31 protein-coding genes are annotated in these 26,899 nt (G+C 66.0%); 20 read left to right on the top strand and 11 right to left on the bottom strand.

Annotated features, from left to right (window positions below):
- Positions 1 to 58: 58 nt before the first annotated feature.
- The 4 genes from BMZ48_RS07130 to BMZ48_RS07115 all read right to left on the bottom strand — a co-directional run bounded on the left by BMZ48_RS07130 (position 59) and on the right by BMZ48_RS07115 (position 3,891).
- Complete coding sequence (locus tag BMZ48_RS07130; protein WP_091533352.1) at positions 59 to 940, bottom strand: alpha/beta fold hydrolase; 882 nt, start codon at positions 938 to 940, stop codon at positions 59 to 61.
- A 47-nt stretch (positions 941 to 987) separates the two neighbouring features.
- Positions 988 to 2,223 carry a GGDEF domain-containing protein gene (locus BMZ48_RS07125; RefSeq protein ID WP_091533351.1) on the bottom strand — a complete coding sequence of 412 codons (1,236 nt, stop codon included), beginning with the start codon at positions 2,221 to 2,223 and terminating at the stop codon, positions 988 to 990.
- A gap of 156 nt (positions 2,224 to 2,379) precedes the next feature.
- Positions 2,380 to 3,258: an alpha/beta fold hydrolase gene (locus tag BMZ48_RS07120; RefSeq protein ID WP_091533348.1), complete on the bottom strand. Its 879-nt coding sequence runs from the start codon at positions 3,256 to 3,258 to the stop codon at positions 2,380 to 2,382.
- 36 nt (positions 3,259 to 3,294) lie between these two features.
- On the bottom strand, positions 3,295 to 3,891 hold the full coding sequence (locus BMZ48_RS07115) for a 2-hydroxychromene-2-carboxylate isomerase (protein WP_091533346.1): 597 nt from the start codon (positions 3,889 to 3,891) through the stop codon (positions 3,295 to 3,297).
- A 210-nt stretch (positions 3,892 to 4,101) separates the two neighbouring features.
- Between BMZ48_RS07115 and minC the strand changes: the two genes are divergently transcribed.
- From minC to minE, 3 genes are all read left to right on the top strand, one after another.
- Complete coding sequence (minC, locus tag BMZ48_RS07110; RefSeq protein WP_091533344.1) at positions 4,102 to 4,785, top strand: septum site-determining protein MinC; 684 nt, start codon at positions 4,102 to 4,104, stop codon at positions 4,783 to 4,785.
- A 66-nt stretch (positions 4,786 to 4,851) separates the two neighbouring features.
- Positions 4,852 to 5,661: a septum site-determining protein MinD gene (gene minD, locus BMZ48_RS07105; RefSeq protein WP_091533342.1), complete on the top strand. Its 810-nt coding sequence runs from the start codon at positions 4,852 to 4,854 to the stop codon at positions 5,659 to 5,661.
- An 11-nt stretch (positions 5,662 to 5,672) separates the two neighbouring features.
- On the top strand, positions 5,673 to 5,930 hold the full coding sequence (gene minE / locus BMZ48_RS07100) for a cell division topological specificity factor MinE (RefSeq protein ID WP_091533340.1): 258 nt from the start codon (positions 5,673 to 5,675) through the stop codon (positions 5,928 to 5,930).
- 87 nt (positions 5,931 to 6,017) lie between these two features.
- Here minE and BMZ48_RS07095 read toward each other — a convergent pair whose 3' ends face one another.
- Positions 6,018 to 7,361 (bottom strand): YihY/virulence factor BrkB family protein, encoded by a 1,344-nt coding sequence (locus tag BMZ48_RS07095; protein WP_091533337.1) that lies wholly within the window; start codon positions 7,359 to 7,361, stop codon positions 6,018 to 6,020.
- 167 nt (positions 7,362 to 7,528) lie between these two features.
- Between BMZ48_RS07095 and BMZ48_RS07090 the strand changes: the two genes are divergently transcribed.
- A complete protein-coding gene (locus tag BMZ48_RS07090; RefSeq protein ID WP_091533336.1) occupies positions 7,529 to 8,008 on the top strand; it encodes a phasin family protein in 480 nt (159 codons plus the stop codon).
- Positions 8,009 to 8,142: 134 nt separating this feature from the next.
- Here BMZ48_RS07090 and BMZ48_RS07085 read toward each other — a convergent pair whose 3' ends face one another.
- The 3 genes from BMZ48_RS07085 to BMZ48_RS07075 all read right to left on the bottom strand — a co-directional run bounded on the left by BMZ48_RS07085 (position 8,143) and on the right by BMZ48_RS07075 (position 10,070).
- The gene (locus BMZ48_RS07085) at positions 8,143 to 8,496 is read right to left on the bottom strand and encodes a hypothetical protein (protein ID WP_091533334.1); all 354 of its coding nucleotides are present in this window, start codon (positions 8,494 to 8,496) and stop codon (positions 8,143 to 8,145) included.
- Between the two features lie 88 nt (positions 8,497 to 8,584).
- Entirely contained in the window at positions 8,585 to 9,175 is a 591-nt protein-coding gene (locus BMZ48_RS07080) for a MarC family protein (protein WP_091533331.1), read from the bottom strand.
- 7 nt (positions 9,176 to 9,182) lie between these two features.
- Complete coding sequence (locus tag BMZ48_RS07075; protein ID WP_436198143.1) at positions 9,183 to 10,070, bottom strand: phosphoribosylaminoimidazolesuccinocarboxamide synthase; 888 nt, start codon at positions 10,068 to 10,070, stop codon at positions 9,183 to 9,185.
- A gap of 135 nt (positions 10,071 to 10,205) precedes the next feature.
- Here BMZ48_RS07075 and rpe point away from each other — a divergent pair, with 135 nt between their 5' ends.
- The 5 genes from rpe (at position 10,206) to trpC (ending at position 14,887) form a co-directional block, all read left to right on the top strand.
- Positions 10,206 to 10,883, top strand: a complete 678-nt coding sequence (rpe, locus tag BMZ48_RS07070) for a ribulose-phosphate 3-epimerase (protein ID WP_091533328.1) — start codon at positions 10,206 to 10,208, stop codon at positions 10,881 to 10,883.
- 108 nt (positions 10,884 to 10,991) lie between these two features.
- Positions 10,992 to 12,473 carry an anthranilate synthase component I gene (gene trpE / locus BMZ48_RS07065; RefSeq protein WP_091533326.1) on the top strand — a complete coding sequence of 494 codons (1,482 nt, stop codon included), beginning with the start codon at positions 10,992 to 10,994 and terminating at the stop codon, positions 12,471 to 12,473.
- Between the two features lies 1 nt (position 12,474).
- Complete coding sequence (locus BMZ48_RS07060; RefSeq protein WP_091533324.1) at positions 12,475 to 13,056, top strand: anthranilate synthase component II; 582 nt, start codon at positions 12,475 to 12,477, stop codon at positions 13,054 to 13,056.
- Positions 13,056 to 14,096, top strand: coding sequence for an anthranilate phosphoribosyltransferase (gene trpD, locus BMZ48_RS07055; protein WP_091533322.1), 1,041 nt, complete (start codon positions 13,056 to 13,058; stop codon positions 14,094 to 14,096). Before BMZ48_RS07060 ends, trpD begins: the two co-directional genes overlap by 1 nt.
- On the top strand, positions 14,093 to 14,887 hold the full coding sequence (trpC, locus tag BMZ48_RS07050; protein ID WP_091533320.1) for an indole-3-glycerol phosphate synthase TrpC: 795 nt from the start codon (positions 14,093 to 14,095) through the stop codon (positions 14,885 to 14,887). Before trpD ends, trpC begins: the two co-directional genes overlap by 4 nt.
- A gap of 27 nt (positions 14,888 to 14,914) precedes the next feature.
- Here the strand turns inward: trpC and BMZ48_RS07045 are convergent, their stop codons facing one another.
- Positions 14,915 to 15,532: a cyclic nucleotide-binding domain-containing protein gene (locus BMZ48_RS07045; RefSeq protein ID WP_091533318.1), complete on the bottom strand. Its 618-nt coding sequence runs from the start codon at positions 15,530 to 15,532 to the stop codon at positions 14,915 to 14,917.
- 85 nt (positions 15,533 to 15,617) lie between these two features.
- On the opposite strand from BMZ48_RS07045, the gene BMZ48_RS07040 reads away from it, so the two are divergent.
- The 3 genes from BMZ48_RS07040 to BMZ48_RS07030 all read left to right on the top strand — a co-directional run bounded on the left by BMZ48_RS07040 (position 15,618) and on the right by BMZ48_RS07030 (position 18,001).
- Entirely contained in the window at positions 15,618 to 16,037 is a 420-nt protein-coding gene (locus BMZ48_RS07040; RefSeq protein ID WP_091533316.1) for an OsmC family protein, read from the top strand.
- A gap of 120 nt (positions 16,038 to 16,157) precedes the next feature.
- Entirely contained in the window at positions 16,158 to 16,976 is an 819-nt protein-coding gene (speD, locus tag BMZ48_RS07035) for an adenosylmethionine decarboxylase (protein ID WP_091533314.1), read from the top strand.
- A 101-nt stretch (positions 16,977 to 17,077) separates the two neighbouring features.
- Positions 17,078 to 18,001: a cation diffusion facilitator family transporter gene (locus BMZ48_RS07030; protein WP_143383649.1), complete on the top strand. Its 924-nt coding sequence runs from the start codon at positions 17,078 to 17,080 to the stop codon at positions 17,999 to 18,001.
- A 24-nt stretch (positions 18,002 to 18,025) separates the two neighbouring features.
- On the opposite strand, the gene coq7 is transcribed toward BMZ48_RS07030, so the two are convergent.
- Positions 18,026 to 18,670 carry a 2-polyprenyl-3-methyl-6-methoxy-1,4-benzoquinone monooxygenase gene (gene coq7 / locus BMZ48_RS07025; protein ID WP_091533312.1) on the bottom strand — a complete coding sequence of 215 codons (645 nt, stop codon included), beginning with the start codon at positions 18,668 to 18,670 and terminating at the stop codon, positions 18,026 to 18,028.
- 95 nt (positions 18,671 to 18,765) lie between these two features.
- On the opposite strand from coq7, the gene holA reads away from it, so the two are divergent.
- The 8 genes from holA (at position 18,766) to BMZ48_RS06985 (ending at position 25,467) form a co-directional block, all read left to right on the top strand.
- Complete coding sequence (holA, locus tag BMZ48_RS07020; RefSeq protein WP_234981556.1) at positions 18,766 to 19,833, top strand: DNA polymerase III subunit delta; 1,068 nt, start codon at positions 18,766 to 18,768, stop codon at positions 19,831 to 19,833.
- Positions 19,830 to 21,119 carry a glutamate-5-semialdehyde dehydrogenase gene (locus BMZ48_RS07015; RefSeq protein WP_091533309.1) on the top strand — a complete coding sequence of 430 codons (1,290 nt, stop codon included), beginning with the start codon at positions 19,830 to 19,832 and terminating at the stop codon, positions 21,117 to 21,119. The genes holA and BMZ48_RS07015 overlap by 4 nt, the downstream gene beginning before the upstream one ends.
- Positions 21,120 to 21,226: 107 nt before the next feature.
- Positions 21,227 to 21,895 (top strand): nicotinate-nucleotide adenylyltransferase, encoded by a 669-nt coding sequence (nadD, locus tag BMZ48_RS07010; RefSeq protein WP_091533307.1) that lies wholly within the window; start codon positions 21,227 to 21,229, stop codon positions 21,893 to 21,895.
- Entirely contained in the window at positions 21,876 to 22,397 is a 522-nt protein-coding gene (gene rsfS, locus BMZ48_RS13355; RefSeq protein WP_091533305.1) for a ribosome silencing factor, read from the top strand. The genes nadD and rsfS overlap by 20 nt, the downstream gene beginning before the upstream one ends.
- Positions 22,398 to 22,403: 6 nt before the next feature.
- On the top strand, positions 22,404 to 22,874 hold the full coding sequence (gene rlmH / locus BMZ48_RS07000; protein WP_091533303.1) for a 23S rRNA (pseudouridine(1915)-N(3))-methyltransferase RlmH: 471 nt from the start codon (positions 22,404 to 22,406) through the stop codon (positions 22,872 to 22,874).
- 276 nt (positions 22,875 to 23,150) lie between these two features.
- A complete protein-coding gene (locus tag BMZ48_RS06995; protein WP_091533300.1) occupies positions 23,151 to 24,425 on the top strand; it encodes a DUF2157 domain-containing protein in 1,275 nt (424 codons plus the stop codon).
- Positions 24,422 to 25,012, top strand: coding sequence for a GDYXXLXY domain-containing protein (locus tag BMZ48_RS13010; protein ID WP_159431111.1), 591 nt, complete (start codon positions 24,422 to 24,424; stop codon positions 25,010 to 25,012). The genes BMZ48_RS06995 and BMZ48_RS13010 overlap by 4 nt, the downstream gene beginning before the upstream one ends.
- A complete protein-coding gene (locus BMZ48_RS06985) occupies positions 25,009 to 25,467 on the top strand; it encodes an OsmC family protein (RefSeq protein ID WP_091533296.1) in 459 nt (152 codons plus the stop codon). Before BMZ48_RS13010 ends, BMZ48_RS06985 begins: the two co-directional genes overlap by 4 nt.
- Positions 25,468 to 25,491: 24 nt before the next feature.
- Here the strand turns inward: BMZ48_RS06985 and mgtE are convergent, their stop codons facing one another.
- Positions 25,492 to 26,841 carry a magnesium transporter gene (gene mgtE, locus BMZ48_RS06980; protein ID WP_091533294.1) on the bottom strand — a complete coding sequence of 450 codons (1,350 nt, stop codon included), beginning with the start codon at positions 26,839 to 26,841 and terminating at the stop codon, positions 25,492 to 25,494.
- Positions 26,842 to 26,899 lie beyond the last annotated feature (58 nt).

Below are 26,899 nucleotides of genomic sequence, written 5' to 3'. Positions count from 1 at the left end.
GTGGTGGGCGATGACAGAACGCGCACTGGCGTGCGCGCATCATCAGCGCGTGCGTGGCCTACAACGCGCGCAGGAATCGGCTGACGGTGTCGGCGGCCGTGTCCGGATCTTCCTGCATGAAGCAGTGACCGCCGGGCAGGGTGCGCAAGGTGATGTGCGGATGCCGATGCATCATTCTGCGTGCCGCAGCGGGGAAAAACGGATAACTGTGTTCGCCGTGGACGAAGAGGATCGGGCACGGCACCGGCGGCAGCCGCCAGGGGTAGACCGGGTTTTCGAAGATCGCGGCCTCGAGGTCGCGCGGACAGCACAGCGCGCGTGCGCCGCTGCCGTCATCGCGCGTGGCGTGATCGACGAAGGCTTCCAGCGCCTCGCTGCGCCAGTTGCGGTAGATGCCGCGGTCGCGCAGGTGTTCGAGCGCCTGTGCGCGCGAGCTCCAGCGCTCGCGCCGGCGGCGTGCGCTCTCGGCCATCGGGTTGCGGCGCAGCCACGACGCCAGTTTCACGGCCAGCCAGTCGCGCGGCGGCAGCAGGATCGGATCGAGCAAGACCAGCGCCCGGAACAAACCGGGATGACGGGCGGCCACGGCCAGGGTCACCGCCGCGCCAAAGCTGTGTCCGATACCGACCAGCGGCTGCGGCAACCGCTGATCGGCGATCACCAGCGGCACGCGCGCGATGATGGCGGCCGTGCCGGAATAGCGTGCCGGGGCGTCGCTACCGCCATGGCCCTCGAGGTCGTGACAGAACAGGCCGTAATCGCCGATGAAATGCCGCAGAAACGGCCAATAGACGCCGCCGCAGAATCCGTTGCCGTGCAAAAAATGCAGCATCGGCGTGCGCAGGGCCGTGCGCCGGCCGCGCAGCACCGGTCCGGTTCCGGCGGACGAGGTCCAGGGGATCGTGGCGGCAAGATAATCGGAAAGCGAGCGGTCGTTCATCGCGGGCCTTTGGCCAAAAGCCCGGCGATTATCGCAGAAAGTCGTTTTCAGCCGGAGATGATCGGACCGAGGCGGGCGCCGTTGCGGCCGCGGTGCTTGACCGCGTACAGGTGCTGATCGGCGCTGTGGTAGAGCTCGGACATCGGCAGGCTGCCGTCGGAGATCACGCCGCCGACGCTGATCGTCAGCACGCCCAAGGGCGCCTCCTCGTTGTCGATGCCCAGCGCACGCACCTGATCGACCAAGGCATCCAGCCGCGCTTGTGCGCCGGCCGGATCGCAGTCGTAGAGCAGCAGGGCGAATTCCTCGCCGCCGAGCCGGGCCACGGCATCGAGTGGCCGGCGACTGAACTGGCTGAGCACGACGGCGACCTCGCTGAGCGCGCCGTCACCGTAATCGTGGCCGTAGCGGTCGTTGATTTTCTTGAAATGATCGAGATCGGCGAGCGCAAACAGCAGGCGTTTGCCGTCACGCCGCGCTTGCGCGGCAACCACGTCGTAATGCTGTTCGAACGAGCGGCGGTTGCGCAAACCGGTCAGCGGGTCTTGATGCGCCTGCAGTTGCAGCAGCCGCAGCGCGGCCCAACTGCGCCGCCGGGTGGTTTCCATCCACAGCGCGGCTGCGGCGAGGATTGCGAGCAGGGTGATTTCGCCGACCCACTGTGTCGGTGTGCGGGGGGGTGTGCCCAGATATTGCATCGCAAGTTGGTCGACTGCGAGATAGCCGCCGATCAGACCCAATACAGGGACGAAGCGGAAACCACTGAGCAGCACCAAGCCCGCCGGTATGCACGGCAGCAGCGCGTGGTGGATTGGGTATCCGAGGGCGGCGCCCTGGGCGAGCAACACGTTCATCCAGACGAGCGAGACGAGCCCCGATACCGCGAGCAGGGCGCCGGCAGCCGGACTGTGCGGCCACAGCCAGCCGATCGCCGCGGGAATCAAGGCGAACGGCAGGGCGATCGCGAAAAAGCCCAGGCGCATCGATTGCGCCAGCGGCTCGGGCATGCCAAGTAGCGTCTCTCCGAACACGACCAGGATGCTGGCCACGGACATGGGCAGGATGCAGAGCATCACGCGGATATGGTTGGCGGCAATGCGCCATTCGAGGCGGTACTCCGTCTCGACCTCGTCCGGCAGGTGCAGTAAAGGCCCCGAGCTCTTGGCGATACGCTCGAGTGCCTGGATCGTCGGTGTGGAGAGCGTGTGGACGTCGCGTGATTTGGACGCAGCCTGATCCAGGCCACGCCTGCGCAGGCGCGACAGATAATCCGCGCGGGACATGCGCGGTGATGATGACCCGTCGAACACCCTCCCCCCTTGTGTGCCCCCGCGATCTCGCCATGGCCAGGACGCTGGTCAGTCCATGACCGTGGCCGACATCAAAGACTGAATTCTAGGCTTTGTCGCCATCGGTTTGCCATCACCCCGGATGGGGGGTTATGCGGTGGCGAGAAATGCGGCGATGGCGGTGCCGGTGGCGTGGGGTGCGTCGAAGTGCAGCATGTGCCCCGCGCCGTCGATACGTATGGCGCGGTGCACGGCAAAACAGGCGCGCCGCCGCGCCTGCTCCTCGGGCGAGAGCAGGCGCGACAGCGAGCCGGCGCCGGCATCGATGAACAGGGTTGGGGCGGTGATGCGCGACCAGATCGCCATCGATTCGGCGGCGCGGTAGGGGACTGGCGAGGGCAGGCGGTGTTTGGGGTCGGCGAGCAGACGGATGCGTCCGTAGCCGTCTTCGGCGCCCCAGCAACGGGCGATGAAGTGCGCGCGTTCGGGCGTGAGCTGCGGGTGTTGCACGCGGATCCGCTGCGCCAGCGCATCGAAGGAGGGGTAGAAGCGCGTCGCCGCGGCACCCGGCCAGCGGTCGAGCCATTCGCGGTAACGGCGGGCGGCGCGCTCGGCGTCCGTGTCCGGCAGAAACAACCCGTCGAGGCACACCAGGCGGTGCACGCGCTCGGGACGCAGGCCGGCGTACAGACTCATGATCTGCGCGCCCATGCTGTGGCCGACCAGCACCACCGGCGATGCCGGCGCGTAGTGGGCGAGCAGGGCGTCGAGGTCCGCGACATAGTCGGGAAACCAGTAACCGTCGCGTGGCCATTGCGTGTGCCCGAACCCGCGCCAGTCCGGCGCGAGCACCTGATAGCGTTCGAGCAAGGGCTGGACCAGATCGTGGAAGGTCGCCGATACGTCGAGCCAGCCGTGCCCCAGGATCAGCATCGGCTTTGCCGGGTCACCCCAACGGCGCACGTGATAGCGCAGCCCGCGGATGCGGACGAACTCGGAGCGGCTCGGTCGTATCAGACCGTCTCCCATGGCGCCGCGCTACGCGCGAGGATCAGGCGCAAGGCCTCATCCGAGCCGCCCGGCGAGCACCGCTTCCATCAGCACGAAGCGGTCGTTGCCCCAGAACATGTGGTGGCCGATGAAGAAGGTCGGTGCGCCGAATACCCCACGGGCGATGGCCTCGTCGGTATTCGCCCTGAGTTTGTCCTTCACCGCCGGATCCTGGGCGCGTGCGAGCAGGGCATCCGCATCCCAGCCCAGCTCGCCGATCACGTTCTTGAGCACCTCCGGCTGGCCGATGTCCTGGTCGCGCGTCCAGTAGGCGGTCATGACCGCGCGCGCCCAGACGCCGACATCGGCGTCCGGCAGCGCGCAGGCGATACGCAGCGAGGTCAGGCTCGCCACCGGGAACACCGAGGGAAAGCGCAATGGCACGCCATAGTACCGGGCCCATAGCTGGAGATCCTGGAACAGATACTTGCCCTTGGCCGGGATCGTCGCCGGTGGGCGATTGCCGGTGGCCTCGAAAGCCTTGCCGAGCAGAAAGGGTTTCCAGACCACCGCGGCGCCGTGGCGCGCGGCGAGCGTTTCGATCTGCGTGGCGGCGAGATAGGTGTAGGGGCTGGCGGAATCCCAGAAAAATTCGATCGTGCGCTCGCGCATGCGTCAAAGCCTGCCAAGGGGGAAAGGGGTGGGCAGTCTTACCATGCACGGTTGCGGCGGCACAAGGCGCATGCCCCGAGCGAGTGGCCCGGCAACAGGTGGATCCGCGTGCTGCGGTGCAGCGGAGCCGGGAGTTCATCCCCCTACAGGTTGTGTTCCGGCGGTTTTCGACCACGAGATGTTGTAGAATGGATCAACCGGTTTGCCGACATGACGCCGAAGAAAGCGCTCGAATTCAAAGGCCGCATGCTGTCCTTGACGCGTGCGCGCATCCTCGACCCCGACCTCGCCGCCATCACCGCGCAGCTCCAGGATTTTGCCCGGCAAATGCCGCGGGCGGCCCAAGGCATGCCCGTGGTGCTGGAGGCGGAGATGGCCGTGGATCTCGGTGCCGTGCTCGCCGCGATGCGCGAAGTGGGCATGCAGCCGCTGGGCGTCACCGACGGCGTGCTCGCCGCCAGTGCGCGCCAATGGGGTTTGGCAGTGCTCGCCCCCGACGGGCCCGGGCGGACGGGCCGCAGTGCCGGAACCGTGGAGCCCGCGGGCGCGCCGGCGGCGCGTCGCCCGACCCGGATCGTGACCGAGCCGGTCCGCTCGGGTCAGCAGATTTATGCCGCCGAAGGCGATCTCGTCGTCCTAAGCGCGGTCAGTGCCGGGGCGGAGGTCGTCGCCGACGGCTGTGTGCACGTCTATGGCGCGTTGCGCGGCCGTGCCCTCGCCGGGGCGCGGGGCGATGCGCAGGCGCGTATCTTCTGCCGGCGGTTCGAGGCCGAGCTGGTCGCGGTGGCCGGGGTGTATGCCGTCGCCGAGCAGATGCAGAGCGATTGGCGCGGCAAGCCGGCGCAAGTGCGTCTGGCCGACGGGAAACTCAGGATCGAGGGCCTGGACGGATGAACAGCCGTCGGGGTGGTGTGGATGGGACTTCGCTGCGGCGAAGCCGCTTCGTGTGGGAGTAGAGCCTTGGCAAAGATCATCGTCGTCACATCCGGCAAGGGCGGTGTGGGCAAGACCACGACCAGCGCATCGTTCGCCACCGGCCTTGCCATGCGCGGGCACAAGACCGCGGTCATCGATTTCGATGTCGGTTTGCGCAACCTCGACTTGATCATGGGCTGCGAGCGCCGCGTCGTGTTCGATTTCGTCAACGTCATCCATGGCGAAGCGACGCTGCGCCAGGCGCTGATCAAGGACAAGCAGCACGACAACCTGTTCATCCTCGCGGCGAGCCAGACGCGCGACAAGGACGCCCTCACCGCCGACGGCGTCGGCCGCGTGCTCGATGAGCTGGCCAAGGATTTCGATTACATCGTCTGCGACTCGCCGGCCGGCATCGAGAAAGGGGCGCATCTGGCCATGTACTACGCCGACGAGGCGCTGGTCGTGACCAATCCGGAAGTGTCGTCGGTGCGCGATTCCGACCGCGTGCTCGGTTTGCTGGCGAGCAAGACCCGCCGTGCCGAGACCGGCAATGGCCGGGTCAAGGAACACCTCGTGCTGACGCGCTACAACCCGGCGCGCGTGCAAAAGGGCGAGATGCTGTCCGTCGATGACGTGCGCGAGATCCTCGCGATTCCGCTGCTCGGTGTGATTCCGGAGTCGCCGGCCGTGCTCAGCTCGTCGAACGCCGGTGTCCCGGTGATCGCCAACAAGGACAGCGACGCCGGCCGCGCTTATGAGGATCTGGTGGCCCGCTTCCTCGGCGAGCCGCGCGAGCATCGCTTCATCGCGCCGGAGAAGAAGGGATTGCTCGGCCGGCTGTTCGGCACCTAAGGAGGCCCGCGATGGACTGGCTGAAATTTTTCCGCTCCGAGCCGAAGAACACCGCGTCGATCGCCAAGGAGCGGCTCAAGGTCGTCGTCGCCCATCAGCGCGAAGGGCGTACCAACGGTCCGGCCTATCTGCCGAAGCTGCGCGAGGAGCTGCTGCTGGTCGTCCGCAAATACGTCCAGGTGCCGGACAGCGCCGTGCACATCCACGTGCAGCGCGAGGCCGGACTGGAAGTGCTGGAAATGAACATCACCCTGCCCGAGACGAGCTGAAAAGCGCGTTTTACCGGGCCGGCGCAGGAGTGCGCCGCGCTTTGGGCTTGTTTGCAATGGCGCTTGCGTGCACTGCCCAGACGTGGGTCATGTCCGCTGCTCCGCGGTGGTGGCGGGGGGCGACGATGAACGGGCGAGCCATTGCCGTACCGTCAGGTGTGCAGTCTGCTGTGCGAAGGCCTGCTCGGCGGTGTCGATCAGTGCGATGATGTCCGCGCCCAGCGACGCCGGGCGGGGCGACGGCAGCGCCGCGGCGCCGGCGCGGGCCAGGCGCCACAGCCGCGACAATTCGATGGAATCCAGATCGATGCCCGGGATGAGCTGGGTGCGGTCGCTGCCGGCTTCGATCAGCAAGCCGTGGAAGAGCAGGATCTCGACGACCCGCGCGACGTGCTCGGGTTCCGCGTTCAGCGCGCGCGCCAGCTCTTCCTGGGTGTAACCGGCTTCTCCCGCAATGAAGCGACGCCCGACCAGGCCCATGATGGCCAGCGCCAGGTATTCCGTTTCGCGTCCGGACAGACTCGCCGGGGTGCGCCGCGGTTTGAGATGCTCGGGATGCTGGATATAGAACGCGAGCTGACAGCCCAGCAGCAGGATCAGCCAGCCGAGGTGCAGCCAGATCAGCAGAAAGATCAGGATCGCAAAGCTGGAATAAATCGCGTTGTAATTCGTCGCCGAGGCGACGAACGACGCGAACAAGGCACTGCCGCTCTGCCAGAGCACCCCGGCGAGCAGCCCGCCCCAGGCCGCGGCGCGCAAATGCACCCGCGTGTTGGGGATGAAGCTGTACACGAACGTAAAAACACCGACGATCAGGGCATAGGGCAACAGCCGTGTGACGATGAAGAGCAGCAGGCCGAAAGGCTCGGTCGAGGCGATCCAGGCTAGCGCCTGGCTGTTGAGGAGGGTCGCGGTGGCGCCCAGCGCAGCGAATACCGCAACCGGGCCCACGGTCAGCACCGCGAAGTATTCGCCCAGGCGCTGCGACAGCGGCCGCGGCCGCTCGATGCGCCAGATGTAATTGAATGCCGCCTCGACCTTCTGGATCAGTGACAAGGCCGCGTAAAAGAGCAGCGCCACGCCGAGCGAGCCGAGCACCCCGACGCGGATGTTCTCGACGAAACCGATGATGTTCTGCGTCAGCGTCGCGGCCTGTTCGCCGAGCGGGCGCAGGAATTCCAGCAGCACCGGCTCCAGGGCGTTATGGGCGCCCAGAGCCTTGAGCACCGAAAAGGCCAGCGCCAGCAGCGGCACGATCGACAGCAGCGTGGTGTAGACCAGACTCATCGCGCGCAGGCTGAGCTGGCCCTCCATCAGGTCGCGGACGAGGACGAAGACATAGCGCCCCGCGACAATCAGCGGACGGGGATGACGCGCCGCCGTCTCGAGGTCCCAGAGCCGGGCGCGTAGCCGGTGCAGGAACGGATTCATCGCCGCAGGATACTGGATCGCGGATCCGATCTGCCGTTCGTCGCCCGGCGCCGACCGTCTGTTGACAAGCCGGCTGGCCGTCCCTATGATGCACCGCAACAAATGTTGCATTGCAACATTGTGCCGATCCCCGATCCCTTCGCTGTTGCCATCCAGGAGATAGTGTGATGAACGTGGAAACCCTCGTGAACGATGTCAAGGCCCGCACCGACGTGGTCGTAACCCGTGGTCAGGAAGTGCTCGAAGCCGGCTTTGAAACCCTCAAGGCCGCCAATGCCATCGTCGTCGATGGCGTGCAGACGCTGGTGCAGACCAATGTCGCCGCGGGCAAGGAGCTGATCGAACTGGCCCAGGCGAGCTTCGAGAAAGCCAAGGCCGACGGTCTCAAGGCGGTGGCGGCGAACCCGGCCGCCTATCTGCCGGAAGGCAAGGCCACGGTGCTCAACGCCTACAACGAGAGCGTGGCGACCGTCACCAAGACGGGCGACCAGCTCGCCAAGACGCTGAAGGAGGGCTATCAGACGATCAGCGCCAAGCTCAGCGGCACGTCGGCCGAGAAGAAGGCGGCGGCAAAGGCGACCAAGAAGACTGCTGCCCGCAAGTCAACGGGCAAGGCGCGCAAGACGACGCCTGCAGCGGCGGCCTGAAGTCGTCTGCCCAAGGCCTGCCAGGTAAGGCCTCCGATGGTTCAGGGCCGGGAGAAACTCCCGGCCCTTTTTCGTCGAGCGGCCTGAATCCCGGCAGGCTGCTCTGACGGGGGTTGGAGCCGCGCCGCCCGATCTTACCGCGACGGCGCTTGTGTACCGCTGCGCATGCGTTTGCGCCGCCGTGTGGATGATCCGGTGCGGGGTGTTGCCGGTTGCTCGGCGCCGGCGGCGGCCTGTGCGGCCGCGGCGGCGATTTCGTCCACGGTCTCGGCGAGTTTGATCCGCGCGACCAGTTTCTGCCAGGCCGGATTCTTGCGCAGGGATTCGAGATTGTGTTTGACGAAACCGGCTGCATCGAACTCGCTGGCGGCCCCGATTTTGCTGCGCAGGAAAGCGATCACGTCGTCCTGCAGTCCGGCGACGTCGGGCAGGCCGAGGAAGCGGCGCAGCTCGTCGGGGCGGACATCGATTTCGATCTTGATCTGCATAGCGGATTCTCCCAGCCGGCGTGTGTCGTGGCCCACGAGTGTGCCGTGGCCACTGTCCGAGCATACCAATGCCTGCCGTGTGCTGGGTCTATCGGTGCACGGCCCACCACTGCGAGATTCCCGTCATCAGCATCTCGACGGCGAGGGTGACCAGAATCAGGCCCATCAGCCGTTCCACCGCGGTGAGGCCGCGTTCACCGAGCCAGCGGCGCAGGGCGGTACTCGCGAGCATGATCGGCAGGCACAGTCCCCAGGCGAGCAGCAAGGCGCCGACCCACTCGACCCAGCGCCCGGGTTCTCGGCTCATCAGCAGGAGCACGGTGGCCAGTGCCGACGGCCCAGCGATATAGGGTATGGCCAGTGGCACGATGAAAGGTTCGCCGTCGCCCAGTTCGTGGCCAGGGTCCTTCGTGGGGAACACCATGCGCAGGGCGATGATCAACAGGATGATGCCGCCCGCCGCTGACAGGGCCGGTTCTGACAGGCCGAGCAGGCGCAGCATCTGACCACCGAGAAACAGAAACAGCAGCAGCGTGGCGAGCGCGATCAGCATCTCACGCAGGATCACCGAGCGCTGCCGGGCCACGGGCACATGGCGCAGCGCCGCCAGGAACAGCGGCACGTTGCCCAGCGGATCCATCACTAAGAACAGCAAGACCGCGGCGGATACGAAGCTCATCGCGGGCTCAGCATCCGGTCAGCAGGCGTTGCGCTTCGCGATACTTTTCGGCGGTGCGGGCGATGATGTCCGCCGGCAGCTCGGGACCGGGCGCCTGCTTGTTCCAGTCCAGGGTTTCCAGGTAGTCGCGCACGAACTGCTTGTCGAAGCTCGGCGGACTGATGCCGCTGCGGTAGGTCTGGGCGCTCCAGAAGCGCGACGAATCCGGGGTCAGCACCTCGTCGATCAGATGCAGGCGGCCGTGCTCGTCGATCCCGAACTCGAACTTGGTGTCGGCGATGATGATGCCGCGTGTCAGCGCATATTCGGCGGCTTCCCGGTAGATGCGCAGGGCTGCATCGCGGACCTGCGCGGCGAGCGCTGCCCCGATGCGGCGCTCGACCTCGGCAAAGCTGATGTTTTCGTCGTGCTGACCGACGGGCGCTTTGTCCGCGGGTGTGAAAATGGGCTCTGGCAAACGGTCGGCGAGCTGCAGGCCGGGTGGCAGGCTGATGCCGCAGACGGCCCCGGTTCTCTGATAGTCCTTCCAGCCGCTGCCGATCAGATAGCCGCGGACGACGGCCTCGACCGGCAGCGCGCGCAGCTTGCGGGCCACGACGAACCGCCCTTCGATCTGGCGGCGTTCGGCGGCGCTCAGGTATCGGGAGACATCCACCTCGGGCGCCAGATGATTGGGCAGGATGTGCACAAAGCGCGCCATCCAGAAATCGGTGAGCGCCGTGAGCACCGCGCCCTTGCCGGGGATCGGCTGCGGCAGGATGACGTCGAAGGCGGACAGCCGGTCGCTCGTCACGATCAGCAGGTGCGCATCGCCCAGCGCATAGATGTCGCGCACCTTGCCGCGGTGCAGGCGCGGCACACTGGTGATCGTCGATTCGTAGAGAGCGTCCATGATCGGCCCGGTGTAGAGCAGGCGCGCATTGTGGAGAAGGGCGCAAGAGGGGTAAAGCCCGGCACCTGCGCCCTGATCGTGGCTGCGGCGGGCGGCGCTTCTGGTGGATAATGCGCGCCGTCTTCATCCGGATACGGCATGGCCAAGCTCGCACCCCTGATCGCGCCCAGCATTCTGTCCGCCGACCTCGCCCGGCTCGGGGAGGATGTCGAGCGCGTGCTCGCGGCGGGGGCCGACCTCATCCATTTCGACGTGATGGACAACCATTACGTGCCGAATCTGACCTTTGGGCCGGCACTGTGCGAGGCGCTGCGCCGGTACGGCATCACCGCGCCGATCGACGTGCACTTGATGGTCGAGCCGGTCGATGCGCTGGCCCAGGCGTTCGCCCGGGCCGGGGCCAGCTACATCACCTTTCATCCGGAGGCGACGCGCCACATCGATCGCAGTCTGCAGGCGATCCGCGACGCCGGGTGCAAGGCCGGGCTCGTGTTCAACCCGGCCACGCCGCTGGATTGTCTCAAATACGTGCTCGACAAGGTCGACATGGTGCTGCTGATGTCGGTCAACCCCGGTTTCGGCGGGCAGAGTTTCATCCCGTCGGCACTGGACAAGCTGGCCGAGGCGCGCGCGTTGATCGATGCCAGCGGTCGTCCGATCCGGCTGGAGATCGACGGCGGCGTGAAAATCGACAACATCCGTGCGATCGCGGCCGCCGGAGCGGATACCTTTGTTGCCGGCAGCGCCATTTTCGGCACCCGGGATTACGCCGCTACAATCGCGGCGATGCGTGCGGAGATCGCAAAAGCGTCATGATCGGCAGAACGTGGGAACGGTGCGATTGGCGATGGCGGTGAACCGCATCCCAAGCGGCGGTGCGCCGCGTCGGCCACGTCCCAGGTTTTTCGATTCCCCTTTTGCATCATGACCTACAACCGCATTGCCCTGACCCGCGAGCTGCCCGGCGATCTCGACACGCCGGTGGGCGCTTATCTCAAGCTCGCCCATCGACCGTACAGCTTTCTGTTCGAGTCGGTCCAGGGAGGTGAGCGCTGGGGGCGCTACTCGTTCATCGGTCTGCCATCGCGCGAGGTGCTGCGCGTGCGCGGACACTCGATCACGCTGAGCCGCGACGGCGTGGTCATCGAAAGCGCACAGAGTGCCGATCCGATCGGCTGGATTCGCGCCTACGCCGCGCGTTACCGCGTGCGGCCGGAGCCTGCGCTGCCGCGATTTTCCGGCGGGCTGGTCGGGTATTTCGGCTATGACTGCGTGCGCTATTTCGAACCCCGGCTCGCAGGCCGGGCCAAACCCGACCCACTGGGGACGCCGGACATCCTGCTGATGCTCGCCGACGAGCTCGTCGTTTTCGATGGCCTGCGCGCCACGCTGACGCTGATCGTACACGCCGACCCGGAAGATGCCGCCGATCTCGCCCGCGCGCATGCGCGTCTCGATGCGCTCGAGGCAGAGCTCGCCGCCCCAGTGCGGGCGATGCGGGCACCGCCATCCAGCGGTGCGCATCCCATACCGTTCCAATCCTGTTTTGGCGAGGAGCCGTTCAAGCAGGCGGTGCTGCGGATCCAGCAGTACATCGCCGCCGGCGACTGCATGCAGGTCGTGCCCTCGCAACGGCTCACCGCGCCCTTTGCCGCCGATCCGGTGCAGTTGTACCGCGCGATCCGCCGGCTCAATCCCTCGCCGTATCTGTACTGCATGGATCTCGGCGATCACCACGTCGTCGGCTCCTCCCCGGAGATCCTCGTGCGTGTCGAGGATGGCCAGGTCACCGTGCGCCCGATCGCCGGCACGCGCAGGCGCGGCGCGACGATCGAGGAAGACCAGGCACTCGAGCGCGAGTTGCTCGCCGATCCGAAAGAGATCGCCGAGCATCTGATGCTGATCGACCTGGGGCGCAACGACGTCGGCCGCGTCGCCGAGATCGGCAGCGTGCGCGTGACCGAGAAAATGGTCATCGAGCGCTACAGTCATGTCATGCACATCGTCTCCAACGTCAGCGGTCGGCTCAAACCCGGTCTCGATGCCCTCGATGCGCTGGCGGCGACGTTCCCGGCCGGCACGCTCTCCGGCGCGCCCAAGGTGCGGGCGATGGAGATCATCGACGAACTCGAACCGGTCAAGCGCGGCATTTATGGCGGAGCGATCGGATATCTTGGCTGGGACGGCACGATGGATACCGCGATCGCCATCCGCACCGCGGTGATCAAGGATGGCCAGGTCCATGTGCAGGCTGGCTGCGGTGTGGTCGCCGATTCGGTTCCGCAGCTCGAATGGGAAGAGACGATGAACAAGGCCGCGGCGATGCTGCGCGCCGCCGCGCAGGCCGAGGCGGTATCCCCGATCGATCGGGGGGGCGCCCATGCCGGTATGCACAAGGGGGCATGAGATGCTCCTGATGATCGATAACTACGACAGCTTCACCTACAACCTGGTGCAGTACTTTGGCGAGCTGGGGGTCGAGGTGCGTGTGTTCCGCAACGACTGCATCAGCGTCGATGAAGTGGCGCGCCTTGCGCCGCGGCACATCGTGCTGTCGCCGGGGCCGTGCACGCCCAACGAGGCGGGGATTTGTCTCGAATTGATCGAGCGTCTCCAGGGCCGCTTCCCGATCCTGGGGGTCTGTCTCGGACACCAGGCCATCGGGCAGGCCTTCGGCGGTGTCGTCAAGCGTGCGCGCGAAGTGATGCACGGCAAGGTCAGCCTCGTGCATCACAACGGCTGCGGTGTGTTCCGCGGCCTGCCGTCGCCGTACACGGCCACGCGTTACCACTCGCTGATCGTCGAGAAAGAGACGCTGCCGGACTGCCTCGAAGTGACGGCATGGACCCGGCTCGCCGACGGTACGATGGATGAAATCATGGGAATCCGGCACCGCAGCCTGCCGATCGAGGGCGTGCAGTTCCACCCCGAGTCGATCCTCACCGAGCATGGTCATGCGTTGCTCAAGAATTTCCTGGAGAGCTACTGATGGCGATCACTCCGCAAGAGGCCCTGCAGCGCACGATCGAGCACCGCGAGATCTTTCACGACGAGATGATCGGACTGATGCGCCAGATCATGCGCGGCGAGGTGTCGCCGGTGATGACGGCGGCGATACTCACCGGCCTGCGCGTGAAGAAGGAGACGGTCGGCGAGATCGCGGCCGCGGCCCAGGTGATGCGTGAGCTGGCGCATCGTGTCGAGGTCGCGCCGCATCCGCATTTCATCGACATCGTCGGTACCGGCGGCGATGGTGCACACAGTTTCAACATCTCCACGGCGTCGATGTTCGTCGCCGCCGCCGCGGGTGCGCGCATCGCCAAGCACGGCAACCGGGGTGTGTCGAGCAAATCCGGCAGCGCCGATGTGCTCGAGGCACTCGGTGCGGCCATCGATCTTGCTCCAGAGCAGGTGGCCGCCTGTATCGAGGCCTGCGGCATCGGTTTCATGTTCGCACCCAACCATCATCCGGCGATGAAGGTGGTGGCGCCGGTGCGCCGCGAGATGGGCGTGCGCACCATCTTCAACATCCTCGGGCCGCTCACCAATCCGGCGGGTGCGCCGAACATCCTCATGGGCGTCTTTCATCCGGACCTGGTCGGCATCCAGATCCGGGTGCTCGAGCGCCTGGGAGTGAAGAACGCGATGGTGGTCTGGGGTCGCGACGGCATGGACGAGATCACCCTCGGCGCGGCGACGATGGTCGGCGAGCTGCGCGATGGCGTGCTGCGTGAGTACGACATCCACCCGGAAGACTTCGGATTGCGCATGGCCGGCGCGCAGAATCTGCGCGTGGCCGACGCCGCGGAATCGAAGGCCCGCGTGCTGGAGGCGCTCGCCAACCGCGATGGCATTGCGCGTGACATCGTTGCGCTCAACGCCGGCGCTGCCCTTTACGTTTGCGGCATCGCCGCCGACATCGGCGAAGGCGTCGCCCGCGCGCGTGCGGCGCTTGCCAGCGGTGCGGCGCGGGACAAACTCGATACTTTCATTGCCACGACGCAGCGGCTCAAGGCAGGCACCCGATGAGCGATATCCTCCATCGGATCCTTGCCCGCAAGTGCGAGGAGATTGCACGGCTCGGCCAGCGCTATTCGCGCGCCACGCTCGAAGATCTTGCGCGTGCGGCCGATGCCCCGCGCGGTTTCATCGCCGCGCTCGATGCCAAGGTAGCCGCCGGTTCGCCGGGTGTGATTGCCGAGATCAAGCGGGCCTCCCCGAGCAAGGGGCTGATCCGCGCGGACTTCGATCCGCTGTTTCTGGCGCGCGAATACGCCAGCGCTGGTGCGGCCTGTCTGTCCGTTCTCACCGACGAGACTTTTTTCCAGGGGCATAACGCCTTTTTGGTCCAGGCGCGCGCGGCCTGCGGGCTGCCGGTGATCCGCAAGGATTTTTTGATCGACGAACTACAGATTCTCGAGGCGCGCGCGATCGGTGCCGACTGCGTGCTGCTGATCGCCGCCGCTCTGTCCGCCGCGCAGCTCAAGGATTTGTACGATTGCGCCCGCGCATTTGCGCTCGACGTGCTGGTCGAGATCCACGACGCAGACGAGCTCGCTGCCGTGCTCGGTGCGAATCTTGCCGGCGGCTGGCTGCTGGGCATCAACAACCGCAATCTGCGCACTTTCGAGACACGGCTCGAGACCACGCTGGATTTGCTGCCGCATCTGCCGCCCGGTCTTGCGGTCGTGACCGAAAGCGGGATCGCCAGCCGTGCGGATGTCGAGCGCATGCGTAAGGCCGGCGTGCACCGCTTTTTGATCGGCGAATCGCTGATGCGCCAAGACCGGCCGGGGGCGGCGCTGCGCGCCCTGCTGTGACCAACGCAGCCGGCAATCAGCCCTTGTTCAGCCCTTGGATATGCCCAAGACGAGGATGCTGCGGCCGATCGATGACACCATGCCGTCCTCCTCGAGTTTCTTGAGTACGCGCCCCGCCATTTCGCGCGAGCAGCCGACCAAGCGCGCCAGCTCCTGCCGCGAGGTGCGGATCAGCGTGCCGCGCGGATGGGGCTGTGCATCCGGCTTTTTGACCAGCTCGAGGAGGATATGGGCCATGCGCCCGGCGACGTCGAGGAACGCCAGATCACCCAGGCGCCGGGTCGTGTCGCGCAGCCGCGCGGCGAGCTGGCCGGCGATCTCGAACATGATCTGTGGATGCTGTGCCGCGAAGTCCCGGAACATCTGGTAACCCACTTCCGCGACCAGCGTCGGTGTGCGCGTGCGCACGATGGCGGTACGCACGTTCTGGTCCGGGAACAGGCACACCTCGCCAAAAAAATCGCCGGCGCCGAGGTAGGCGAGCACGATCTCGCGGCCATCCTCGTCCTCGAGCAGGATGCTCACCGAGCCTTCGAGGATGAGATAGAGCGATTGCGGGGGATCGCCGGCGTGGATGATCGTGTGCCGGGGAGCAAAGCTGCGTTTGTGCGCGATGGCGCAGAAAGCTTCGATGACCGGTTTCATCCGCGTCCGTCCCTGTCGGTTTGGTTAGCCGCCGAATTTCCCCGAAAATAGCACATCCTCCCTTTACGTCCCTGCGGAGAGTGTCTTGGAAGCACGCGTCAAATGGATCGGGCAGGCCAGTTTCGTCGCCGAGAGCGGTAGCGGCCATGCCATCGTCGTCGATGGCCCGCCAGAGATCGGCGGGCGTAATCTCGGGCCGCGGCCGATGGAACTGCTGCTGATGGGGGTAGGGGCCTGCTCGGCGGTGGATGTCACGCTGATCCTCAACAAGGCCCGTCAGCAGGTCAGCGATTGCTGGGTCGAGCTCAAGGCTCAGCGCGCCGATACCGATCCCAAGGTGTTCACGGCCATCCACCTGCATTTCGTCGTCGTTGGCCGCGATCTCGCCGAGCACCACGTGCGCCGCGCCGTCGAGCTGTCGGCCGAGAAATACTGTTCGGCGTCGATCATGCTCGGGCGCGCGGGGGTGACCATCACCCATGACTATGAAATCCGCGCTGCCTGACCGGTCGTCTGCCCGGGGCGCAAACGCCGCGGATTTGGCCCATAATTCGCCCCCAAATTCGTACCCCTGGCTGGACCCGCCCGTGCGGCGGGTTTGATCCCTTCCTCCCGGAGCACTGAATTGGCCAAGGCCAAGCCGAAACGCACCGACAATCCCAAGCTGAAACTGCTCGGTTTCAACAATCTGACGAAGTCGCTGTCGTTCAACATTTACGACATCTGCTACGCGCGCACCAAGCAGCATCAGCAGGAATACATCGAGTACATCGACGAGGCCTACAACGCCGAACGCCTGACCGCGATCCTCACCGAGGTCGCGCGCATCATCGGCGCCAACATCCTCAACGTCGCCCGCCAGGACTACGATCCGCAGGGCGCCTCGGTGACGATGCTGATTTCCGAAGGCCACCACGACGGGCTATCGACTCCGAGCAAGCCCGTCGTCAAGAAAAAAGAATCGGTGGTTGCGCATCTGGACAAGTCGCATATCACGGTGCACACCTATCCGGAGACGCACCCGGATGCCGGCATTTCCACGTTCCGCGCGGACATCGATGTCTCGACCTGCGGCAAGATCTCGCCGCTGCGGGCGCTGAACTATCTGATCAAGTCTTTTGAGTCGGACATCGTGGTCATGGACTACCGTGTGCGCGGCTTCACCCGCAACGTGCGCGGCATGAAGCACTTCATCGATCATTCGATCGAGTCGATCCAGGATTTTCTGTCCGCCGAGATCAAGGACAAGTACCAGATGATCGATGTCAACGTCTACCAAGAGTTCATCTTCCACACGAAGATGCGGCTCAAGGAGATGGATCTGGATACCTACCTGTTCGGCGAAGGCGCCTCCGAACTGCCGCCACGCGAGGCCAAAAAGATCCGCGAGCGCGTCAACCGCGAGATCATGGAAATCTTCTACGGCAAGAACATCCAGCGCTGATGCGGTGCGCGAGTGGCAGGGACGGGCGGCCGGGACTGCCCGTTTTCTCGCCGGAATGAGGGCGCGCTAAGCTGGGATCCGGACCGACACCCGGTTTCACCGTGCACGATCATCCCCACGGCCATTTTCACGGTCACTCCGCCCACGGCCACGCCCACGACGGGGGCAGCCGCCGCCTGCGGCTTGCGCTGCTGCTGACCGCGGGTTTCATGCTGGCCGAGCTCGCCGGCGGCTTGTGGTCCGGTTCGTTGGCACTGATCGCCGATGCCGGGCACATGCTGACCGATGCGCTCGCTCTGGCGCTGGCGTTGTGGGCGCAGATCCAGGGACGCCGCCCTGCGGACGCGCAGCGTTCGTATGGCTACCACCGGATGCCGGTGCTGGTGGCTTTCGTCAACGGCCTGGCGCTGCTGCTCGTCGTCGTCTGGATCGCAGTCGAGGCGGTGCAGCGTCTGTTTGCGCCGCCAGCGATCCAGGCGCCGGTGATGCTCGCCGTGGCGGCGATGGGTTTGGCGGTCAACGTCGGCGTTTTGCTGATCCTGCGCGGCGGCGCGCACACCGACCTCAACCTGCGCGGCGCGCTGTTGCATGTGGCCGGCGATTTGCTGGGCTCGGTGGCCGCACTGATCGCGGCACTGGTGATCCTCGCAACGGGATGGACACCGATCGATCCGCTGCTGTCGCTGCTGGTTGCGCTGCTGATCTTGCGCAGCGCCTGGCGCCTGGTGCGCGAGTCGGCGCATGTACTGCTCGAAGGCACGCCGGAGGGATTCGATGCGGTGCAGTTTGCCCAGCAGCTACCGCAGGCCGTATCCGGCGTGGTTGGCATCCATCACGTCCATCACTGGATGCTCACGCCGGAGCGCTCGCTGATGACGCTGCACGCGGTGCTCAGCGAAGACGCCGACGACGATCGCGTCGTGCGCGAGATCAAGGCCTGGGTGCGCACCCATTACCGCGTCACCCACGTCACCGTGCAGACCGAACGCGGCGTCTGCGCGGACGATCATCACGGCCATCCGTAAACCACATCGCCGGGCGCGACGGACTCAGAGACGGTAGGCGCCGAATTTCATCACCCGCGCGATCTGGCGCATCAGCCCACGCACGGGTACCGGCAACGCCCGTCCACCGGCTTCGCGTGCGTCGCGACCATGGCGTTCTTCGTCGGCGCGCATGCGTTCGAGGATCGCCCGGCTTTTGGTGTCCTGCGGTGGCAGTTGCGCGAGGTGTTCGCTCAGGTGCTCGCTGACCTGACGCTCGGTTTCATCGATGAAGCCCAGGCTCCAGTGGTCGCCGGCAAGGCCGGCGGCAGCGCCGATCACGAACGAGCCGGCATACCACAGCGGTTGCAGCCGGCTTGGACGATCGCCGAGCTCGCGCAGGCGTTCCTCGCACCAGCGCAGATGATCCTGTTCCTCACGCGCGGCGGCGAGCAGATGCGCACGGGTCCGTTCGCTGCGCGCGACGAAGGCCTGGCCGTGATACAGCGCCTGGGCTGCGACTTCGCCGGCGTGGTTGACGCGCATCAGGCCGGCGATGTGCCGGCGTGTCGCTGCGTCGAGCGGCGCGTCGGGGCCGGCCGGGGCCGGGTTCTCGCGTCCGGCAGAAGATCCGGCGGTTTCGGCGAGCCGTGCCAGCCTGCGACCGAGCGCGGCGAGCAGACGATCGGTGTGGGAAAGCACGCGGTCCATGCCGCCATTCTAGGAGACCTCCGGCCGGTCCGCCCATGCCCATACCCGCGTTTCGTTTTGCATAACGACGCCAGCCTCGCCGCTGGAATCGGTCAGTGGTTTCGCCGCTAGAATGCGCCGACGTCCCCCCTGGTTTGCATGCCGTGCAGCTCAAGCCGCAACACATCGAGGCGCATCTGGCCGAGCAGCTCGCGCCGATTTACGTCGTCGCCGGCGAGGAACCATTGCTGATCCAGGAAACCCTGGATGCGATCCGCGCCAAAGCGCGTGCGCAAGGGTACGGCGAGCGCGAGGTGCTCGATGTCGAGCGCGGATTCGACTGGCAACGCCTCATCGACAGTTGTGCCAGCCTGTCGCTGTTTTCGAGCCGGCGGATCGTCGAGGTGCGTGCGCCGAATGGCCCGGATGAAACGGGGCGCAATGTCCTGCTGCGTCTGGCCCAGCAACCAGTGCCGGATGTGCTCCTGCTGGTCGTTTGTGGCGCCCTCGACAGCCGCGCGCGCGAGGCCGCGTGGTACAAGGCGATCGAGCGCGTCGGTGCCAGCGTCTATGCTTGGCCGGTGAAGGGACCGGAACTGATCCCGTGGTTGCAGCAGCGTTTGCGCGCGGCCAATGTGCAGCTCGACCCCGATGCGCTCAAAGTGCTCGCCGAGCGCACGGAAGGCAATCTGCTTGCCGCAGCGCAGGACATAGCCAAGCTCGCGCTGCTGTTTCCCAACCGCCATGTCAGCGTTGCCGATCTCGCGCAGGCGGTCGCCGACAGTGCCCGGTTCGAGGCGTTCGATCTCAACGACCGGATTCTCGACGGCGATGCCGCTGCTGCCGTGCGCAGTCTGGCGCGGCTGCGCGAAGAGGGCGTTGCACCACTGGAGATCCTCGGTGCGGTGATGTGGAGCCTGCGCCAGTTGATCCGCGCTGCGCTGATCTATGCGCGCTCACGCGACGCGGTTGCGGCGTGTGAGGCCGCCGGTATCCGCCGTTTCCAGCAGGCGCGCTATCAGCGCGCGTTGGCGCGCGTCCGGCCTGGCGAGGCGTTCGGCTGGCTACGCCGCGCATCGCGCATCGACCGTCTGGTCAAGACTGGGCAGGAGGCCGCTGCCTGGGAAGAATTGCTAACATTGACCCTCGCCGCCAGCGGGGCGGCTCCCCGACAATCTGGATGACGTCCTCCAAGAAAGACAGCAAGGGCAAGGCCGACGGTATCGCTGCGTACATGCGCGAGCGCGGCGAGAGGGCACGTGCCGCTGCGCGCGCGATGGCGCGTGCCGACACGGGTACCAAGAACGCGGCCCTGTTTTCACTCGCCAATATCCTCATCGAAGAATCCAGTGCGATTCTTGCGGCCAACGCCGCGGATCTGCGCGATGGCCGCTCGGCGAAGCTCGACGAGGCCATGCTCGACCGCCTCGAGCTCAACGCCGACCGCATCGCCGCGATGGCCGACGGCGTGCGTCAGGTCGCGAACCTGCCGGATCCGGTGGGCGAGTTGCACGACCTCAAGCAACGCCCGTCCGGTATCCAGGTCGGGCGCATGCGTGTGCCACTGGGCGTCATCGGCATCATTTATGAGTCGCGGCCGAACGTGACCGCCGACGCCGCCGCGCTATGCCTGAAATCCGGCAACGCCGCGATCCTGCGCGGGGGGTCGGAAGCGCTGCGTTCGAATCTCGCGATCGGCCGCTGCATCGAGCGCGCGCTCACCGACGCGGGCCTGCCGCGTGACGCCGTGCAGGTGCTCGACATCACCGACCGGCGCACCGTCAGCGAGATGGTGGCGATGCCCGAGTACATCGACGTCGTCATCCCGCGCGGCGGCAAGGGCCTGGTCGCTGCGGTCAGCGAGTCCGCCAAGGTGCCGGTGATCAAGCACCTGGATGGGATTTGCCACGTCTACATCGATGGCGAGGCGGACATCGACAAAGCCATTGCGGTGGCGGTCAATGCCAAGACGCAGCGCTACGGTACCTGCAACACGATGGAGACGCTGCTCGTGGACAAGGCGATCGCCGCGCGCGTGCTGCCCGAGCTGGCCCGCATCTACGCCGAGGCCGGCGTCGAACTGCGCGGCTGTCCGGCGACGCGTCAACTGATCAGCGAGGCCCGGCCGGCCACCGAGGAAGACTGGCGCACGGAGTACCTCGCGCCGATTCTGTCGATCCGCATCGTCGATGGGATCGACGCGGCCATCGAGCACATCGAGACCTACGGTTCGCACCACACCGATGCGATCGTCACCGAGAACTACAGCAAGGTGCGGCGTTTCTTGCGCGAGGTGGATTCCAGCTCGGTGATGGTCAATGCTTCGACGCGCTTTGCCGACGGCTACGAGTACGGTCTGGGTGCGGAGATCGGCATCAGCACCGACAAATTCCATGCCCGCGGCCCGGTGGGTCTGGAGGGGCTGACGACGATGAAATGGATCGTGCTCGGCGACGGACACGTGCGGTGAGGGTACTACCGGTCTGCGGGTTGCGGTCTGTGGCCGGCGCGCAAACGCTGCATGCGCGGGGGCAGGGCGTGGTGCGCGTGCCGGCGAGCCAATGGCGGTTTTAGCCGATGGCCAGGGCCGTGGGCGTATTCGGTGGTGCTTTCGCACCGTTTCACAACGGCCATTTGCGGCTCGCGATCGAGGCGCGCGAGCGGCTCGCACTCGACCAGGTACGCCTGATCCCGACCGCGCACCCGCCGCACCGGCCGGATTCGCACGTCTTGCCGGCGCGGCGGCTCGAGTGGATCAAGCTCGCCATCCGCCGCGAACGCGGGCTCATTGCCGATGATCGCGAGATCCGGCGCGATGGTCCCTCGTACACGGTGGATACACTTGTCGAGCTGCGTGCGCAGTTCCCGCAGGCGGTGTTGGTGCTGCTGATGGGCAGCGATGCATTCCAGCATCTGCACACTTGGTATCGCTGGACTGAGCTCTTGGAGCTTGCGCATCTGGCGGTGGTTTCGCGGCCCGGTTCACTCTTGGAGCCATCCGTGGAAACCTGTGCGCTGCTTGCGGCGCGGCGCGCCGATGACATCGGCGCGCTCATGCAGAGCCGCAAAGGCCGCTGGTTTCAGTTCGAAGTACCGATGCTGGATATTTCCTCCACCCGTATCCGGCGACTGCTGCGCGCCGGCCATTCGGTGCGCGGACTGGTTCCGGATGCCATACTCGATGCCATGACCGCCGCCGACGTCGCGGCACTGATTCAGGACGACGATGCCACACCCACGCACTAAACTCCCGAAGCTCGCAAAAATCGCGGTCGATGCGCTGGAGGATCTCAAGGGGCAGGACATCAAGGTCCTCGATGTGCAGAAGCTGACCACGGTGACCGATACCATGATCATCTGCACCGGCACGTCCAACCGTCATGTCAAGGCTTTGGCGCAGAATGTCGCCGAGGACGCGAAGAAGGCCGGTCATCGGCCGCTGGGGATCGAGGGTGAGGAGGCCGGGGAGTGGGTGCTCGTCGATCTGGGCAGTGTCGTCGTGCACGTGATGCAGGCACAGCCGCGCGCCTTCTACCAGCTCGAAAAACTGTGGACGGTCGAAGAGCCCACGACGGCCGCTGATGCACAGGCGCAGCCGCAGCCGTCATCCGGCAAGACCGTTGCGGCCAGGAAAACGGCGAGCCGCAGTCCGGCGACGAAGAAAACCGCCGTGAGGAAAACCGCTGCGAAGAAGCCGACAGCCAAGAGGACGCAGAGCAAGACCGCGGCCAGGAAGCCCGCACACTAGGCGCGCATGCGGATCCACCTGATCGCCGTCGGCACACGCATGCCGGCCTGGGTGGATGCCGCGTATGCCGAGTATGCCGCCCGGTTGCCGCACGAGTGCCGCTTGCAACTGGTGGAGATTCCCGCGGCGCCGCGCGGCAATCACACGGATCTCGCCCGCGCCCGGCAGCAGGAGGGTGAGCGGATGCTCAAGGCCTTGCCGCGCGATGCACAAATCATCGCGCTCGACGAGCGCGGCCGCATGCTCGACAGCATCGAATGGTCACGGTCGCTCGCGGACTGGATGCAATCCGGGCGCGATGTCTGTTTCCTCATCGGTGGGCCCGACGGTCACGCGCCGGAGGTATTGGCGCGTGTCGATCAGCGCTGGAGTCTGTCGCGGCTCACCCTGCCACACGCGCTGGTGCGGGTGCTCGTGGCCGAGCAGCTGTTTCGCGCCTGGAGCCTGCTCGCAAACCATCCTTACCACCGGGCCTGACGGCGGCGAGGCGCGCGACACCCGCGCCACAGACGCCCTGCCTGGAGATTTTTCCGGGCGGGCTGTTCATGCGCGCCGCAGGTTCCCCGGTCTTGCTGCGCAATTTTGAGCCGCAGCGCCGGACATGATGGAATTGACCGGAGAGGTTCCCCAGGCATTTTGCCCGCTCATGGATTCCAGCAGATCTGCATTGCGCAACCATGACCCGCTGTCCGCGATTTCCGGCCTGTCGCTTTGCTGCACGGACGGCATCGGATCGAGCAGTGCGCAGGCCCGATGAAGACCCACAGCGATTGGTTGTTGCGTGAGCTGCCGCACCTGGTCGCCTCGGGTGTCCTCGATGCTGCTGCGGCCGAGCGGCTGCGCGCGCATTATGCGGCTCGTGCGGACGGACGCAATCGTTGGGGGCGCGTGCTGTTCCCGGTGCTCGGCGGCTTGCTGATCGGCCTGGGCAGCATACTGCTGGTTGCGCACAACTGGGACGACTGGCCACGATCCACGCGCCTGGGGCTGGCCTTGACGCCGCTGTTGTGGGGTCAGCTCGCGTGCGTCTGGACGGTGCTCGAAGCGCCATTGTCGCGCGCCTGGCGCGAGGCCAGCGCAGCGTTCACTGCGCTGGCCTTCGCGGCAGCACTCGCGCTGGTAGGTCAGGTCTATCACTTTGCCGGCGATCTCGACCGGTTCCTGCTGACCTGCGCGCTGGCGACCCTGCCACTGGTATACATCCTCGATGCCAGCCTTGCAGCGATGCTGTGCGCCGGTGCTTTTACGGCGTGGGCGTACGTGATGCCCGACCCCGAGGCGCCGGTGTGGATGGTCCTTGTTTTGTTCGCATTGCTGCTGCCCCATGCAGGGCACGTGATGCGGCGCGATGCCGACGGCCTGCGCAGTGTCGCGCTGAACGCGGTGCTGATTCCGGCGTTCTTCGCTGCGATTCTCGCCGGTTTTCCGAATGTCCCGCGGCTCGTTCTATGGTGGCTCGCCGAAGCCGGTGCGATCCTGGTGATGCTCGAAGCACTGCGCGAAACACGCGCGCCGCTTTGGCGCCGGCCTCTGGTTCTCTATGGGGGTGGCGCCGTCGCCGTTGCTGCGCTGGTCGGTAGTTTCCCGGAAATCTGGCGCGGCTGGTCTTGGTATCTGCGTCCACAGCAATTGCCGATGGTCTGGGCTTTGCTCACGGCCGGGCTTGCGTGGCTGGTGGTGTTGAGCTTTCGGGCATGGCGGCGCGGCCATTGGCTGGCGGCGATGCAGGCGTTCCCGGCCGTGGTCATGGCCCTGGCTGCTCCGATCGACAGCCGTGCGCCGGCCATGGCACTGGCAGCACTGCTGAGTGCGTACCTGCTCGTGCTCGGATTGGGCACATTCCGCGCCGGCGTGCGTCATCGCGATGCCGGACTTGCGACACGCGGGCTCGTATTGATCGCGCTGCTCGTCTTGCTGCGCTTCGTCGATGCCGAGTGGTCGTTCACCGCACGCGGAATCGCTTTCGTCGTCACCGGCATGTTTTTCACGGTGGCCACACTATGGTTGCGGCGCAGGATGCAGGGATGAACACGAAGATCCTGCTCGTGGCATTGGCTGTGGTGTGCGCCATCCAATGGGCGGTGCCGGTCTGGTTGATGCAGCGCGCACAGATCACATTGGCGCAAGGGTCCGTTTACCGTTTCCGTACCATGCCGATCGATCCGCTCGATCCATTCCGTGGACGGTACATCGCGCTCGATTTCGAGGCGGCGCGTGTGAAGCTGCGCGCAGGCGGACATCGCTTTGCGACAGGCGAGCGCTTGTATGCGCCGATTCTCGTCGGCGAGGATGGATACGCCCGGCTCGGCTTGCCTTTGCCGACGCCGCCCGTTCATGGCGACTATCTGCCAGTGCGGGTGGAATGGATCGGCGATGAGGAGATCGGCCTGCGACTGCCGTTCGACCGCTATTACCTCGATGAGTCCCGTACTCGGGCCGTGGAGCAGGCCCATGCGCAGGCCGACCGTTCGCATAGCGAGGCTGATGCCCACAGCCATGCGGTGGTGCGCGTGCGTAACGGCGATGCGCTGATCGAGGAGTTGTACATCGACCATCGCCCCGTCAGCGCGTGGCTGCGTGCTCGGCATTCCGTGGAGACTGGAGATACGCGATGAGCATGACGGAGATTCCCCCGCAGCAACCACAGGGCCACGTTGCCGTTTACGAGGCGAGTGTCGGTTCCTACGTACAGCACGTGCGCATGGGTGTGCACCTGGCATTCGCCGACGAGCCAGAAGATGCAGGCGGCAGCAACCGTGGCCCCAATCCGTATGAATACCTGCTCGCCGCGCTCGGTAGCTGCACGAGCATGACCTTGCGCATGTACGCCGAGCGCAAACGTCTGCCGCTCGAACGAGTCGGTGTGATGCTGCGCCATCGCAAGGTCCACGCCGCGGATTGCGCCGAATGTGAAACGCGGGATGGCAAGGTCGACGAGATCGAGCGCGTAATCACGCTCGAAGGGCCGCTCAGCGAAGAGCAACGTGCACGGTTGCTCGAAATCGCCGACAAATGCCCCGTGCACCGCACCCTCACCGCGCGGATCCGCATCGTCAGCCGGTTGGCGTGATCAGTTCCGTTGATCCAGGTCGTATCACAGAAGAATGAGCGTTCCCAGGCCGAGCAGCGCGAAAAAACCAACCACGTCGGTGACGGTGGTCAGTACGACCGAGCCGGCGAGCGCAGGATCAACGCCGATCCTCTTGAGCAGCAAGGGCACCAGTACACCCGAGCAGGCGCCCATGAGCTGGTTCACGAGCATGGCCAGACAGGCGACCAGTGCGAGCAGGCCATTGTCGAAGAAATACAGGGCGACGCCGCCGACGACGAGTCCCCACAGCAAGCCGTTGAATGCCGCGAGCGCAATCTCTTTGCCGATGAGAAAGCGGAAATTGCCACGGCCGACCTGGCCCAGCGCCAGGCCACGGATCATCAGGGTCAGTGTCTGGCTACCTCCGATGCCGCCCATGCTGGCGATGATCGGCATGAATACGGCCAGTGCCGTCACCTGCGCGATCGTCGACTCAAAACGTCCGACCACGCTCGCCGCGGCGAAGGCCGTCAGCAGATTGATGCCGAGCCAGATTGCACGCCGCGACATGGCGCTGCGCACCGGGGCGAACAAATCCTCATCCTCGGTGAGGCCGGCCATGGACATCATGTTGTGCTCGGCTTCCGAGCGGATGACGTCGACGACGTCGTCGATGGTGATGCGGCCAATGAGGACGCCCTTGGCGTCGACCACCGGTGCCGAGATCAGGTCCGCGCTTTCGAAGCGGCGGGCGACATCGTGGGCGGACTCGCCGGCCGGGATGGCGGGCGTTTCTCGTTCCATCACGTTGGCGACGAGCTCTTCCGGCGCGCGCGTGAGGATTTTGTCAAGCGGCAGCGCGCCGAGATAGGCACCGTAGCGATCAACCACAAACAAGGCGTCGGTGTGGGGTGGCAGCTCGCCGCGCAAACGCAGGTAGCGCTGTACGACATCGAGCGAGACATCCGGGCGCACGGTCACCGTGTCGGTGTTCATCAGGCCGCCGGCGGTGTCCGGTTCGTAGGCAAGCACCCGCTCCAGGCGCGCGCGATCGTCCGCATCGAGCGCTTTGAGCACTTGCTGCGTCACCGTCTCCGGCAGGTGCTCGAGGAAATCGGCGAGATCGTCGATCTCCAACTCCTCGGCGGCTTTGACCAGCTCGGCCGTGTCCATCTGGCGGATCAGTCCGGTGCGCACGGATTCCGGTACGTGCAGCAGCACTTCGCCGTCGTCCTCGGGGCTGACCATCTCCCAGACGAGCATGCGTTCGCGAGGCGGCAGCGAGACCAGCAGATTGGCGATCTCGGCGGGATTGAGCGCATGCAGTGCGCGCTTGATCTGCAGCATCTTGCCGCCTGCGAGGCGCTCGCGCAGGCGGCGCAAGGCGGCTTCGTAAGAATCGCGTTCGCTCATCGACTACGGCCCGGTGATCGGGGCCGAGCATAGCATCGCGGTCGGGTGCGCCGACGGC

It is taken from the genome of Fontimonas thermophila (assembly GCF_900113085.1).
Classification (GTDB): domain Bacteria; phylum Pseudomonadota; class Gammaproteobacteria; order Nevskiales; family Nevskiaceae; genus Solimonas; species Solimonas thermophila.
Note: the sequence above shows the minus strand (reverse complement) of the source record. Positions and strands in the feature narration are given on the sequence as shown.

Coding starts and splice junctions, on each gene's coding strand:
- BMZ48_RS07080 (WP_091533331.1), bottom strand. CDS start 9,175: ATGAGCTTCGTATCCGCCGCGGTCTTGCTGTTCTTAGTGATGGATCCG.
- minE (WP_091533340.1), top strand. CDS start 5,673: ATGGACTGGCTGAAATTTTTCCGCTCCGAGCCGAAGAACACCGCGTCG.
- BMZ48_RS07060 (WP_091533324.1), top strand. CDS start 12,475: ATGCTCCTGATGATCGATAACTACGACAGCTTCACCTACAACCTGGTG.
- rpe (WP_091533328.1), top strand. CDS start 10,206: ATGGCCAAGCTCGCACCCCTGATCGCGCCCAGCATTCTGTCCGCCGAC.
- BMZ48_RS13010 (WP_159431111.1), top strand. CDS start 24,422: ATGAACACGAAGATCCTGCTCGTGGCATTGGCTGTGGTGTGCGCCATC.
- BMZ48_RS07090 (WP_091533336.1), top strand. CDS start 7,529: ATGAACGTGGAAACCCTCGTGAACGATGTCAAGGCCCGCACCGACGTG.
- rsfS (WP_091533305.1), top strand. CDS start 21,876: ATGCCACACCCACGCACTAAACTCCCGAAGCTCGCAAAAATCGCGGTC.
- BMZ48_RS06985 (WP_091533296.1), top strand. CDS start 25,009: ATGAGCATGACGGAGATTCCCCCGCAGCAACCACAGGGCCACGTTGCC.
- nadD (WP_091533307.1), top strand. CDS start 21,227: ATGGCCAGGGCCGTGGGCGTATTCGGTGGTGCTTTCGCACCGTTTCAC.
- BMZ48_RS07125 (WP_091533351.1), bottom strand. CDS start 2,223: ATGTCCCGCGCGGATTATCTGTCGCGCCTGCGCAGGCGTGGCCTGGAT.
- rlmH (WP_091533303.1), top strand. CDS start 22,404: ATGCGGATCCACCTGATCGCCGTCGGCACACGCATGCCGGCCTGGGTG.
- BMZ48_RS07015 (WP_091533309.1), top strand. CDS start 19,830: ATGACGTCCTCCAAGAAAGACAGCAAGGGCAAGGCCGACGGTATCGCT.
- BMZ48_RS07085 (WP_091533334.1), bottom strand. CDS start 8,496: ATGCAGATCAAGATCGAAATCGATGTCCGCCCCGACGAGCTGCGCCGC.
- trpD (WP_091533322.1), top strand. CDS start 13,056: ATGGCGATCACTCCGCAAGAGGCCCTGCAGCGCACGATCGAGCACCGC.
- BMZ48_RS07130 (WP_091533352.1), bottom strand. CDS start 940: ATGAACGACCGCTCGCTTTCCGATTATCTTGCCGCCACGATCCCCTGG.
- trpC (WP_091533320.1), top strand. CDS start 14,093: ATGAGCGATATCCTCCATCGGATCCTTGCCCGCAAGTGCGAGGAGATT.
- BMZ48_RS07045 (WP_091533318.1), bottom strand. CDS start 15,532: ATGAAACCGGTCATCGAAGCTTTCTGCGCCATCGCGCACAAACGCAGC.
- BMZ48_RS07115 (WP_091533346.1), bottom strand. CDS start 3,891: ATGCGCGAGCGCACGATCGAATTTTTCTGGGATTCCGCCAGCCCCTAC.
- coq7 (WP_091533312.1), bottom strand. CDS start 18,670: ATGGACCGCGTGCTTTCCCACACCGATCGTCTGCTCGCCGCGCTCGGT.
- BMZ48_RS06995 (WP_091533300.1), top strand. CDS start 23,151: ATGAAGACCCACAGCGATTGGTTGTTGCGTGAGCTGCCGCACCTGGTC.
- BMZ48_RS07095 (WP_091533337.1), bottom strand. CDS start 7,361: ATGAATCCGTTCCTGCACCGGCTACGCGCCCGGCTCTGGGACCTCGAG.
- BMZ48_RS07120 (WP_091533348.1), bottom strand. CDS start 3,258: ATGGGAGACGGTCTGATACGACCGAGCCGCTCCGAGTTCGTCCGCATC.
- trpE (WP_091533326.1), top strand. CDS start 10,992: ATGACCTACAACCGCATTGCCCTGACCCGCGAGCTGCCCGGCGATCTC.
- minC (WP_091533344.1), top strand. CDS start 4,102: ATGACGCCGAAGAAAGCGCTCGAATTCAAAGGCCGCATGCTGTCCTTG.
- mgtE (WP_091533294.1), bottom strand. CDS start 26,841: ATGAGCGAACGCGATTCTTACGAAGCCGCCTTGCGCCGCCTGCGCGAG.